The following is a 14,806-nucleotide window of genomic DNA, read 5'->3' as shown; positions in this document are numbered from 1 at the left end:
AATTATCTTTTAATAAGTAAAAATCCACTAATCCTTTGGCTGCCATCGCCTTTGTCAATCACATAATAGTAGTTACCGGTAATCAGCTCTTGGCCGTTGCTTGAAATTCCTTCAAAAATCTGAGTCGTATTATCGTAATTACTGATCTCAAAAACCTTGTTGCCCAGTCTGTTGAAAATGCTGACATTATTATTTGGGTATAGATTAATATTTTCAATGAAAAGAAAATCATGTTTTCCGTCCCCATTTGGCGTAACTAAATTATAGGTAACTAGCTGTGGCTCTTCTTCGCTTATCACCTCAGCAATCACATTGAAAGAGAAGTCATTAATACTGCTAGTAACAGTTATGGTAGTTCTATTTAAACCTACTTTCTTGGAGTTAAGAGTCAGAGAGAACTGTTCCACTTCCCCTGGTTGAATGAGTTTTGGTATCTCAGAAATAGTAAAAAGTGGATTGTTGGTGGTGATATCTTCAATAATGAGCTCTTCTGTATCACTCAGGTTCTCTATCCCAAAAAGCCTTACAATGTTTAGATTGAAGTTTGTTTGCCCTAAATCTACATCCTCATCAGAGATTACTATTCGATCTGTGGAGTTATCAGGGTTAGTGATAATGATTACAGCTCTACCCCCTGAAACAATGGCTCTAACATTGAAAGAGAAAACCTCTTGATTCGGGTCATTGGAACTAATGGAAATGGTTGATTCGAAATTTCCCACCTGACTGGTCGATAAGATTAAGTCGAAAGATGCTGACTCATCTGCGATTATGCTTACTGGTAAATTAATGCCAGAGCTTGAGAATTTATCAGAGCTGCTTTTTATGGCATTTATGGCAAGAGGTGCAGTTCCTAAGTTGAGAATTTCAAAGGTCAAGCTTGCATCACTATTTTCATCGACAGTACCAAACTGTACTACTCCATTAATTAGTTCAGACTGCTGTCTTACCTCTATTTGAGGAGTTGGGAGTGGAATTATAGTTCCCGTTACATTCAAAATAAAAGGATCTTCATCGCTGTCATTACTGCTGATAGAGAGCACATCATTCCAGCTTTGCACTACTGCACTAGAAAATGTCAGGGTAAAATCTGTTGAAGTTCCTGCTGCGATTGTGACAGGCAATGCTATTCCAGATATCGCAAAAGCAGTTCCATTGGTCAATTCAATAGCAGAGACTACTAGGTCAGCTGTTCCAGAATTAGTGATAGTGATCACTTGATCAGAAGATTCATTTTGAACCAGGTCAGCAAAACTAATGACATCATTAGAAGCTAAACTTACAGAAGCATTGCTCACTTCAATTTCCGGAACAGGTGTTGGGATCACTGTTCCTTCTAAATTCAAAATGAAAGGATTTTCATTGCTGTCATTACTGCTGATGGAGAGTACATCATTCCAACCTTGCACTACTGAACTGGAAAATGTCAGGGTAAAATCTGCTGAAGTTCCAGCTACGATCGTGGCAGGCAATGTTATTCCGGATACCGTAAAAGCAGTGCCAGTGGTCAATTCAATAGCAGAGACTACTAAGTCAGCTGTTCCAGAATTAGTGATAGTGATCACTTGATCAGAAGCGTCATTTTGAAAGAGCTCAGAAAAACTAATCACATCATTAGAAGCTAAATTTACAGAAGCATTGCTCACCTCAATTTCGGGAACTGGTGTTGGAATGATGGTTCCTTCTAAATTCAGATTAAAAGGATTTTCATCACTGTCATTACTGCTGATGGAGACCACATCATTCCAGCTTTGCACTACTGCACTGGAGAATGTAAGGGTAAAATCAGCTGAAGTTCCTGCTGCGATGGTGGTAGGCAATGTTATTCCATATATTGTAAAAGCAGTGCCATCAGTCAATTGAATATCAGAAATCAATAAGTCATCAACCCCCGGATTATCAATCGTTAAGATTTTAGAGCTACTAGTACCTTCTAGAATGTCTTCAAAATTTAAGGTGGCATTTGTAGCCAAATTAGAAGCACCCTCGAAAATGTCTATCTCAGGCGTAGCTACATAATTGAAGCCAGTACTAGAAACGGTACCACCAGGAGTCGTTACTGAGATGCCAGATGTTGATCCTCCGGCTGGAACTTCTGCCGCTATCTGACTATCAGTATTTACTGCGAAATTAGTTACATTTACGCCAGCAATCACGATAGCGCTTGCGTTAGTTAAGTTGGTTCCTTGAATAATTACCGTTTCACCTGCAGCCGCTGAAACAGGGGTAAAGGAACTAATAACAGGGGCAGGGATAAAAGTGAAGCCTGATAGATTTACAGTGCCACCCGGAGTAGATACTTCCACGTTACCGGATGAACCTAAACCAACAGTAGCAGTTATTTCCGAATCGGAAACCACCGTAAATGTAGCCGGGGTCCCTCCAAAGATGACTGAAGTAGCTCCTGTAAAGTTATCACCCATAAGCGTAACAATTTCACCTTCAGCAGCAGATGGCGGAGAAAAAGAAGTAAAAGAAGGAGGAAGGAAAGTGGTTACAGAAGCAGGGTTGCCGCTGGCAGCAGGGTCTGTATTGTAAGCTTCCAGTCCCGAAGGTCCATTGTATTCAAATACTTGAAAATGATAGGTTTCTCCTTGATTTAAGTTTGTAACGATGACATTATTGCCATTTCCTTTATATACCACGAAGTTAGCTATACCAATTTCGGTACCTGCGGTCCCAAAAGAGGCATTCGCTGCATAAGTATTTAAGTCAACAGGAGTGGCATCTACCATCGAGCCCGCTTTAGCAATTACTATTCTATTGCTGCCATCTCCGTTCGTCCAGCTCACCTCTGTTTGGTTTAATCCAGTATTTGAAAAGATAATATCAGTGGCCTCCGAGGGTGTATCACAAGCCTCATTATCTCCGGTAATGGTCCAATTATTAGGTGCGTTGGTCAAAATCTGTCTTTCAGTACTCGCAGTACAATAATTAAGGTTTAATGCACCCAAGCTTATGCTAGATTGTAAGCTGGGTAAATTTGACCAACCTATCAATGTTGCATCATAATTTGCAGCAGATAATCCGGAGTTGTCTAGCATACTACCCATATCAGTGACATTGCCAACATCCCAAGTGCCTAGGTTCTGATTGAAAGCGGTAGCCTGTCGAAACATTTGCCACATATCGGTTACGTTGCTTACGTCCCAGCCACTGATGTCTTGGTTAAAATTAGGATTGAAAGTGAACATACGCCACATCTCAGTAACATTACTTACATCCCAATTATCTAATGGCTGATTATAGCCTAAACCATCGTTATATTCGAACATCAAGCTCATATTGGTTACAGAGCTTACATCCCAACCGTTTAAAGGCTGATTAAATGCTTCTGCGCCACCAAACATTTCTTGCATATTAGTGACAGAGCTCACGTCCCAGCTTTCTAATGGTTGATTAAATACTGAGGTATAGGAAAACATTCCGTTCATGAACTGTACATTACTCACATCCCATTGGTCGAGCGGTTGGTTAAAGAGCAAGAGTTCAAAGAACATGAGCTCCATATTAATCACATTGCTTACATCCCAATCATTTAATGGTTGATTATAATAGTAAGTTCCGCCAAACATAAAAGCCATATTGGTTACATTACTCACATTCCAGTTATTGATGTTCTGATTAAAGTACCAGGCAAAATTGAACATATAACTCATATCAGTTATGGTGCTTACGTCCCAAACAGTCAGGTCAGTATTGGTAAATGCATTCTCATCACGAACACCTACAAACATGCTACTCAAGTTGGTGACACTAGACAAGTCTGGTGAATCAGGGGCATTTATGACCATATTCCGACAACTGGAGAAAGCTCCTTCCATGCTGGTCCAGGGATTGTTTCCCCATTGCTCATTGCTTCTAATTTTTCCCTGATTTTGAAAAGTACTGCTCTGGAAATTAATCCTGGGAAAAACTCCTGAAATTCTCACCTCATATTCATCTCCGATTGCCAGTCCGAATATGGAAGTATTTCCTGTTCGACCGGAAAGTGAACCCTCACCGGTACCCGGATTCGTAAGATTGGACCAAGTCACATCATAATTGTAACCACCACCCGTAGTAGGGATAATTATACCCCCATTATCAGTAACCCAAGTGGTTACGAATGGATTAAGCATAAAACCGTCTAAAATGGCAGTTCCATCCGGAGTAGTGACTTCAACTGCGCCAGAGGATGATCCGGCAGCTACCGCTGCAGTTATTTCAGTGTCAGAAACAAAAGTAAATGATTCAGCAGGAGTTCCACCAATATTAACGGCAGTGACACCCGTAAAATCCTCTCCTATAATCGTAATCGTTTCACCTATGTCAGCATAAGTGGGGGCAAAGGAAGTGATTACCGGCTTGATGTAGAGTGAAACTGTAAAGGAATTACTAGTTCGATTTGCTCCTGCCAGATCAGCATAACCATCATTATTAAAATCAGCTGAAATTACTCCATAAGGTTGACTTGGAGAAACGTTCATTGGAAATGTGCTGAAAGAACTTACTCCTCCGGTTCCATTTCCCTGCAGTAAGGGAAAAGTTGTCCTGGTGCCACCTCCTAGCAGAAGATCTGTAATACCGTCCCCATCAAAATCTCCTGAAACCATGCCCAAAGGGGTAGTGTCAATTGAGACAGGACTTCCTGAAGCTGAAAAATTACCCGCTCCATCGCCGGAATAGATTTCAACTACAGGAGTAGCAATATTTAGAATGGCTAAGTCAACATTGGCATCGCTATCAAAATTACCAACAACTACTCTGAAAGGGTTTACTGCTGTTGTAAAGGAAATAGGTGTATCAAATAGTTCTGTGACGCTATTAAATAGCAAGATATGGGCCTGTTCATTTTGATCATCAAGTAGGACAATATCCAGAAAACCATCATTATTGAAATTGGCTACCTTTAAATCAGTATGATTGCCTAATCCGGAAGGAACAAAAGGAGAATAAGAGGCATGAGCGAAATTACCTGCTCCATCTCCTAACAGTACGGAAACTGCATCCAAAGCATTGGCAGTAATAATATCCATATTGCCGTCTTTGTTCATATCGGCTATGGCAAGACCTGTTCCGCCACTGGTTACAGTAGAAAAGAAGGGCTGTGAAGGGAATGCGGTAAAGGTACCATCTCCATTGCCCTTGAAAAGTTCAAGAGGGCTGGTGGTGGTCTTTCCTGCTGCAATATCTAAATTACCGTCTCCATCTAAATCGCCCACTTGCAGATTCATAACGCTGCCCTCAATTAAGGGGATACTTGTTCCATTTGTAAACACTCCATTTCCATCGTTCACCTGAAGCTGAATGATGTCATTGAAATTTGTTCTGTCAGCGGTGATGATATCTACATCGCCATCATTGTCAAAATCTCCCGTTGCAATTGCGTATGATTGAAAAGTTGTAGCATATTCAGTGGTTCTGTATCTAGTAGTAGTTACCGGAAGTCCGCCGGCTACTGTTATATTAAATAAGGGAGTGCTTGAACTGATAGAACTTGCTTGCAGCCCGTTGGCATTATTTCTCACGACCACGGGGGTAACCGATGAAGCTCCGGCAGGTATATTCACCAGTACCTCGGTACCGGCAGCATTAGCATTGGCTGTGACTAACAAAGGGCCAAAGAAAATATCATTTGGGCCTGAGGGGTTAAAACCGGAACCAGATATTGTGATTAGTGTTCCTATAGGAGCACTTTGTGGTGAAATGTCAGTAATTTCCGGAAGAATTAGAGTACTTGCTGCTGCAGGATTAACCGTGCCAGTGGATAAATTGTAATTTTCGTCACTTGCTGTGCCATTATATTCATATACTCTAAAATGATATACAGACCCAGGATTTAAGTTGTTTACGGTGAAGTTATTGCCAATTCCATTATATACGACATAATTGCCTGATCCTAGTTCGGTTCCACTACCAAAATTTGCATTGGCAGCGTAAGTAGTTAGATCAGATGGATTGGTTGTGACAGCACTCCCTTCCCTAGCTACTACGATCCGGCTAGTTCCATTTCCATTAGTCCAACTGATATCTGCTTTCAATGCGCCTATGTTTGAGGCTACAATAGTATTTGCTTGGCTTGTTGGTTCGCAGACGCCACCATCATTTATTGTCCAGCCATAAGTAGAAATTATATTGGCTCGCGCTGTAATAGCAGAGGGAGAACAATAAATTTTTCCAATAGCATCAAGTTGCACACTTGTTTGAAGAGTCTGACTACTCCAACCTTCCAAGGTTGCTTCATAATTCACTGAGCTTAAACCTGAACCAGTCAGCATACCATTCATATTCTGAACGCTGCTCACATCCCAAGATCCTATGTCTTGGTTGAAATTAGAAGCATTTAAGAACATGTTGATCATGTTATTAACATTTACTGTTCCACCATTGGTTGTCCATATCAGAGGCTGATTTGCATTATTAAAATTGGAGGCAGCAAGAAACATTTGGGACATATTCTGGACGCTACTCACATCCCAATCATTTATATTTTGGTTGAAAGTGGTCGCATTTTCAAAAACACCACTCATCGTTACTATATTGCTTACCCTACTTCCCCAAGTCAGGGGTTGTCCACCGTTGTTGAAAGCTGAAGCTCCACTAAACATCCCACTCATGAAATTGACATTAGATAAATCCCATTGGCTAATATCACTATTAAAAGAAGTGGCATTTCTAAAGAAGGTGGTCATATTCGTAACACTTGATAGGTCAGGCGTATCTGTTGCATTGCTGATCAAGTTGCTGCAGCCATAAAAAGAGTCAGTAAGGATCGGGCCCCAAACAATGCTTCCCCATTCTTCGATAGTTCTTATTTTATCTTTTTCCGTGCCATTATTAAAATAAATTCGTGGAAAATCACCTCTAATACGCACTTGGTAGGTATCACCGTTTGCTAAGCCTGTAATGGTGTAATTGCCAGTTTGTCCAGTAATGAGGCCATCTCCCACTCCTGGATTAGTGAGGTTGTTCCAAAACACATCATAATTATAGCCTGTGCCTTGAGTAGGAATGGTAATTTCACTATCTGTTGTAATCCAAGTAGTTCTAAAGCTTGGTGGAGAAAGCATGACATGGAATCCATTGGTACCAGAAAATGAAATGTCTGCTACTCCATCATTATTAAAGTCACTAGATAATATACTTTTGGGTTGACCAGATGGCACGCTGTATGGAAAAGTTGGAAAAGAAGCGAAGCCTCCAAGACCATCCCCTTTTAGCAATGGTACTGAGTTTGTTGTATTTCCACCAATGGCTAAATCAATTATGCCATCACCATCAAAGTCCCCTTGTGATAGCCCTAAAATTGTACCTGGCACATTTATTGGGCTACCTGTGAAAGGAGTAAAATCACCAGTTCCATCACCTTCTAAAACAGTAATATTTTCGCTTAAATAGCTTAAAACTGCCAGATCTACATTTCCATTTCCATTGTAATCGCCCACAGCAACTCTGAAAGCACTATTTCCAGTTGGATATAGTAAAGTACTACCAAATGTTTCATCTTGGTTATTAAGTAATACAAGTACTGAATTTGTTCCATTTCCACCGGGTATGATCAAGTCAAGGTAGCCGTCCTTATTAATATCAGCGGATTGGAATCCCCCTCCTGGATTACTTACTGGTGCAAGGCTTCTTGGGGCGCTGGTTGTGAAGGTTCCACTTCCATCTCCAATATGTACATAAAGGGTACTGTAAGAATTGCTTATTAAATCAAGGTAACCATCATTATTGAAGTCTTCCATGATTATTCCGCCAGTTCCACCAGTGACACCAGCTATGCTCGACAAAACTGAAAAAGAGCCATCTCCATTTCCTTTAAAAAGATCTAGGTTACCCGTACCAGATTTAGCAACAACAAGATCTAAGTTTCCATCTCCATCCATATCTCCTACTGATATCCCCCCTGCACCACTAGCACCAGTTAGGGGTAATGCTGTGGTAAATGAGAAGCCTCCAAGTCCATTATTAAGATATATATTTACCACGGATGTCCCAGAGCCTGTAGCCATATCCACATATCCATCATTGTCAAAATCTCCACTGGCTACTACTGAAAGAAATCCTCCAACATCATACCTTGTTTCGGTGAAACTAGCCGTTGTTATTGGTAAAGCAGGAGTATGAGTTATGGTAAAGTAAGGTGTTGTTGATTTCAGGGAACTAGTCTGCAGCGTTGTAGCATTGTTACGCACTACTAGTGGTGTAACCGATGAGGCACCAGCAGGAACTTTTACGACTACCTCTGTACCCGCAGCATTAGCGTTGGCAGTCACCTTCACAGAGCCAAAGAAAATGTCGTTGGGTCCTGAAGCATTAAAACCTGCACCTATAATGGTGATATTTGTCCCTAAAGCGGCACTGCTTGGAGAAATACTTGTGATAGTAGGTGTTTGTGCAAAGGCTGAATTATTACAGACCAAAGACATGAATAATAAGCAGGCAATGAATAATGACTTTTTCATTTTAATTTATATCATTTAAGAAAATATAAATACTTGATTTGATTAGAATTAAAGTAGTCTCTCTCCAACAATTGGTTTGAAGCAATTGCTGTCAAAAGCTGTCATTTAATCCTTTAGGAAAGTAAGTGATTATTTATCATGTAGAATACCGATCTAGGACGAAGACCCTGATTTACTGTCCGAAGTCCGTGGTTTATTGTCCGAAGCTCTTGTTTTACTTTGCAGGATAAAACTTAGAATGATAGTTGAAGCAATGAAAAAATAGTCATTATAAATTCTGCTGAAAAGCAGTTCATTTTTCAACTGGATTAATGGATTATTTATCGAACTCAGGTTAGCAGATTTTAAGCTTCTAAATTTCGTTTATTAAGATGTGGGTGTTACAATTAATTTAGTATTAAATCAAGGGACTTAAGTTGGTTTCAGGATGAAGTGACATTCAATTCAATCACTGAATCCTTAAATCAGTAGTCAGTATTTTGTGGGAAACTGTTTATAGCGCTGTTTTTTGGAATTTTGCCAGCGCATTAGCTTTTAAAAAAACCTTCTTCCTAATCCATGTCTGTCGAATAATTCCAAGTCAAGAGAGACCATAAGTGAGTGAGTTCCAAATCCAGTGAGAGCTGTATTATTTACAGGCAGTTCAAAGGCATATCCTAATTTGAGCGTTTCTCCCACTTTCATTTGAGTATTTAAACCTACAGTACCAAAGTTCCTGAAGGATGCCCCAAGCCATATGGCTTCATTCAATAGAAAGGAAGCATTTAAGTCCAATGCATAATTATTGTTATCCATGTACATCAATAAAATGGAAGGCTTAAATTTCAGTGCAAAAAGTTGGTCAAAAACATAGCCTGCACTTAGGTAGTAATGTCTTCGGTAGCGAGTACTCTCAGTGCCTCCATCATTTACCCTGATATCGAGCATTCTGGGAACAGAAAGACCTACATAATATTCTTTGCTCATATACCAAAATCCGACTCCGATATTTTCCTCTGTCACACTTTGTTGTGGGTCGGAAAGCACGATATCATCTATATATTGCAGCGTTAATCGGTCATAGTTATAATTGATATTCACCAAGCCAGCTTGTAATCCCATAGAAAAAATATCTCCGGTAGCTGTGGTGATTTTATAGGAATAAGCCATGTTGAACTCGGTATTACTATTAATACCATAAGTGTCATAAATAACTGTGGCACCTGCGCCTACCTTGTTCTTGAAGACCGAACTGGTCACGTTTAAAGTATTAGTGGTAGGTGCGCCTTCTATTCCTGCCCATTGTGCCCTGCTGATGGCAGTTGCATTAAAAATATTGTTCACGCCTGTGTAGGCAGGATTGATCATCGACTGGTTAAAGAAATACTGATTATAGAGTGGATCAAGCTGAGCCTTTAGACTGAGGGGAGCTAGTACAATAAAAAACAGTAATAATTTATAAATATTTCTCATCCCGATTATCTTTTAATAACTAAAAACCCGCTTATTCTTTTATCTCCATTCCCCTTGTCTATTACATAATAATAATTTCCTGTCAGCAGCTCTTTTCCATTATCGGAAATACCCTCGAAAATGCGCGAAGAATTATCATAATTATTGATTTCGAATACATTATTACCCAGGCGGTTGAAAATACTCACTTTATTATTCGGGTATTCAGTTATATTTTCAATCTGAAGGAAATCATGTCTTCCGTCTCCATTAGGCGTTATCACGTTGAAAACTTTTATTTCCGTAGAGGCTTCTGGTAACACTTTCCCAGCCACTTTAAAAGAGAAGTCATTTTTGGTAGTCATGATAGTAACGGTACCATTATAATCACCTACTGCAGTAGCATTTAACCGAACAATAAAGTTTTCTGAAGATAACGGAGCTACTGATATTGGGGCATTTATAATTTGGAAAACAGGATTGTCTACTATTATCCTTATAATTTCTATAGTTGATTTTGAACTTTGGTTTTCAATTACAAAGTTCTTATCAATATTCTGATTAATGAATGTAGTACCAAGATTTACATCCTGATTTGAAATTAGGATTGAGTCTGTTTCAAAGTCAATGATATTGAGGTCTGAAAACTCGGCACTCACTGTAAAATTAAATTCCGAATTGTTTATACTGTTATTATTGATGGTGATATTGCTTTCATATACTTTAAAATCGGTAGGATTGAATAATAGAGTAAATTGAGCAGAAGATCCAGGGTCAATCGAATCCGGTATATTTAATACCTCAAATGCTGCATCAGAGGAGGTAATACTAGATATGGCAAGGTCACCGGTGCCTGTATTTTGAATTGTAAATTGTCTTTCTAATGTTTCGTCAGGAAATCTAATTCCTAAATCTATAGATTCAGACTGATTATTTGTAATTGGGTTGCTATCAGAGTAGAATACAGCTATTTCGGTCTTTGTAAAAGTAAATCCGTCTAATGTGGCAGTACCGCCCAGAGTCCTTACTCGGACATTCCCTGAAGCACCGGCACCAACAATCGCACTTATTTCATTTGCTGAAACTACTGTATAATCAGAAGCTTCCGTTCCACCGAAGCTCACAAGGTTTGCATCATTAAAGTTTAAACCGGTGATGGTAACAGTATCATTTTTAGAAGCAGTTATAGGGGAAAAAGCATCAATTATTGGGGCCGGAATGAAATTAAATCCTTCTAATGTAGAAGTACCACCAGGAGTGTTCACTAATACGTCCCCTGAGGAACCCGGTCCTAAAATAGCTATAATTACAGAATCTGAAACCACAGTGAAAAAAGAGGCTTCTGTTCCGCCAAATCTTACTAGACTTGCATCATTAAAGTATGAACCAATAATGGTGACAGTATCATCTTCAGCAGCAATGGTAGGTGAAAAAGCATCTATGATTGGAGCAGGGATAAAATTAAATCCGTCCAATGTAGCGGTACCACCAGGAGTGGTTACTGCTACATTACCTGAAGACCCATTTCCAACGACTGCCGTAATTACAGAATCTGAAACCACAGTGAAAAAAGAGGCTTCTGTTCCACCAAAACTTACTAGGCTTGCATCATTAAAATATGAACCTGTAATGGTGACAGTATCATCTTCAGCAGCAATGGTAGGTGAAAAAGCATCTATGATTGGAGCAAATATAAAATTAAATCCATCTAACGTAGCGGTACCACCGGAAGTGGTCACTGCAACATCGCCTGAAGACCCATCTCCCACAACAGCTGTAATTGCAGAGTCTGAAACCACCTTAAAAAAAGTGGCCTCTGTTCCTCCAAAGCTGACAGTACTTGCATCGGTGAAGTTTTCTCCTTTAATCCTTACAGAGTCATCTTTGATAGCAGTTGTTGGCGTGAAGGAAGTTATGACAGGAGTAGCTAAGGTTTTTTCGAATGCGGGATTGTCGTTAGCGGTTGAGGTATTATACGCTTCAAGACCATTTTCTCCATTATATTCAAATACTTGAAAATGATAAAAAGTGCCTTCATCAAGTCCTGTGATAGTTAAACCGTTTCCAGCACCATTGTAGATCACAAAGTTGCCATTTCCAATTTCATCTCCTTCACCAAAAATTGCATCACCCACATAAGTTGATAAATCAGCTGGGTTAGCATCTACCGCATTATTTTGTTTTGCAAGTACCAATCTGTTGGCTCCATCTCCGTTTTCCCAGCTAATGTTCATTTGAGAATGTGCGATGTCCGGAAAAATGATATTAGAAGCTTGGGTTTCAGGAGTAGGGCAGTCAGGGCCAGAATCAATAATATTCCAACTATAGTTGTTTATTAATTGTAATCTTTCATCAATGGAAAAACAGAAATTCAGATTATCAGCACCCAGGGTAATGTTTGTGGGGATTTGGGTTTCACCTGCAGATAAAGTTGCCCAACCTTTTATGATGGCATCATAGTTGAATGTTGAAAGCCCGGAATTTGTTAGCATAAAGCTTAAATCACTAAGGCCTTCTGACTGATTGTTAACTGAACTGATGTCCCAATTTGCCAGGCTTTGATTAAATGAATTAGCGTTCCTGAACATTTCGGCCATATTTCTCACCTTTGAAACATCCCAATTACTTAAGTCATTGTTGAATAGAGTGGCGTCCTTGAACATAGCAGACATTTCAACAACATTTCGTACATCCCAATTGCTTAAATCACTATTAAATGATGAGGCTCCTGCAAACATAGCGTTCATTCGGGTAACGCTCCCAACATTCCAATTACTTAAATCGCTGTCAAAATTTGTTGCATTATTAAACATCCAGCTCATGTCAGATACATTGCTGACACTCCAGTCACTTAAATCGCTCTCAAATAATGTGGCACCACGAAACATTGAGCGCATATCAGTCACATTCCTCACATCCCAAGAACTAAGATCGCTTTCAAATGAAGATGCATTGCTAAACATAGAACCCATATCAGTCACATTGCTTACATCCCAGGAGCTCAAATCGGCATTAAATGAGGTGGCTTCTGAAAACAATCCATCCAATAAATTGACATTACTCACATTCCATGAACTTAAACCAGCGGAATTATCCAATGAAGTCGCACCGCTAAACATTGAACCCATATCACTAACATTACGAAGATCCCAGCCACTTAAATTACTGTTAAATGCCTCAGCATTACGGAACATGCTGTTCATATTTTCTATATTGCTCACATCCCAATTGTTTAAATCATCATTAAAGGAATTAAATGATGTAGCACCTGAAAACATGGAGGACATATCAGTAACATTGGTTAAGAGAGGTGAATCTGGTGCATTGGAAGTAAGATTCACACAATTGTAAAAGGATTGACTAAAATCAGCCCATTCTATATCGCCCCACTGATCAATGCTTTGGATTTTGCTACGTTCATTAAATGCATTTCCGAAGTCTATTTTTGGAAAATCACCTGTAATGGATATTTCATAATTCACCCCGTTCGTTAAATCGGATATTGTGTAGTCGCCAGTTTGTTGGGTTGCAGAGTTTATGGCTCCAGTTGTGAGGTTTTCCCAAGTAATATTATAAAAGTAGGTTCCTATTGAAGTATCGGTAGAAATGGTTATAGAATTATCAGCAGTTTGCCAGGTAGTTACAAAAGGCTGACAATCCAAAGCATCTCCATTGATTACCCAATTATAAAATGTTCCAGTTAATGTCTGACGACTATCGGATGAATTACAATAAGTTAATCCAGCAGCACCTAAGGTAATATTTGAAGGTGTGCCAAAATCAGATTCCCATCCTATTATGGTAGCATCATAGTTTCTTTTAGATAATCCACTATTGTCAAGCATTCCAGACATGTTAGTGACATCGCTGACAGTCCAAGTACCTAAAGAATGATTGAAAGATGATGCTCCTGAAAACATATTTGCCATATTTTCGACATTCCAGGTATACCAGCCGCTTAAATCCCTATTGAATGAGGAGGCATTTTGAAACATGCTGCGCATGTTAATAACAGAAAGAACATCCCAGTCATTTAAGTCCCCATTAAATGAAATGGCATTGTAAAACATATATTCCATGTTAATCACATTGCCAACGTCCCAGTTACTAATGTCGCTGTTAAAGGAGGTAGCTCCATAAAACATATAACTTGTGGTATCTACATTTTCCATATTCCAATTGCTGATATCGCTATTAAATGATGTAGCATTGATAAATGCACCATACATATTGGTTATGTTACTCACATCCCAATTATTTAAATCGCTGTTAAATGAAGTAGCAAAGGCAAACATGCCTAAAAGGCTTTTAGTGGTTTGTAAGTTGGGTGCATCAGTTGCATTAGAAGTTAAATTGCTACAGCCTAAAAATGCTACTCGCATGGTTTCCCATTCTATGTCTCCCCATTGTTCAATAGTCTGAATCTTATTTCTTTCAGGCCCATTATTAAAATAAATAGCTGGAAAATTACCTGAGATTTTTATTTCATAGGTGTCGTTATTGTTCAAGCCAGAAATAGGATAATTGCCGGTTATTCCCGTGTCAGAACCATCTCCAACTCCATTATTTGTAAGGTTAGTCCAACTTATATCATAATTATAGACAAGAGTGTCAGCTGGATTAACAGGGATGGTTATAGTGCCATCAGTTGTTTTCCAAGTAGTAGTAAAGGGATTTTGAGCAAATAAATTACTAGACAAGAATGCACAAAAAAGTAGGAGCGAGAAAAATGGTAAAAGTCTTTTCATGGCAAAAGCATTTGTGTCTTATAAATATAAATAATTAGATGTAAATATATTACAAAAGTAATTAAAATATTATATAAAAGGTTAAAAATGAATAAGTTGTATTCATTCAGACAGTTAATTTCTGTCAATACTAAAGTGTCTTTTTCATACGGAATTAGGCATGGGCTTTTAAAATACATC

The 14,806-nt window shown here is 39.1% G+C and carries 3 protein-coding genes; all 3 read right to left on the bottom strand.

Translation table 11 applies throughout. The features are described from left to right. Positions 1-2: 2 nt before the first annotated feature. Positions 3-8,447 carry a BspA family leucine-rich repeat surface protein gene (locus QYS49_RS00240; protein ID WP_308349616.1) on the bottom strand — a complete coding sequence of 2,815 codons (8,445 nt, stop codon included), beginning with the start codon at positions 8,445-8,447 and terminating at the stop codon, positions 3-5. Between the two features lie 534 nt (positions 8,448-8,981). After that, complete coding sequence (locus QYS49_RS00235) at positions 8,982-9,899, bottom strand: PorP/SprF family type IX secretion system membrane protein (RefSeq protein ID WP_308349615.1); 918 nt, start codon at positions 9,897-9,899, stop codon at positions 8,982-8,984. A 5-nt stretch (positions 9,900-9,904) separates the two neighbouring features. Beyond that, positions 9,905-14,626 (bottom strand): BspA family leucine-rich repeat surface protein, encoded by a 4,722-nt coding sequence (locus tag QYS49_RS00230; protein ID WP_308349614.1) that lies wholly within the window; start codon positions 14,624-14,626, stop codon positions 9,905-9,907. Positions 14,627-14,806: the final 180 nt, after the last annotated feature.

The sequence above is a fragment of the Marivirga salinae genome, from assembly GCF_030503855.1.
Lineage (GTDB): Bacteria > Bacteroidota > Bacteroidia > Cytophagales > Cyclobacteriaceae > Marivirga > Marivirga salinarum.
The sequence above is the reverse complement of the archived record's forward strand: the minus strand, read 5'-3'. Positions and strand labels throughout refer to the sequence as shown.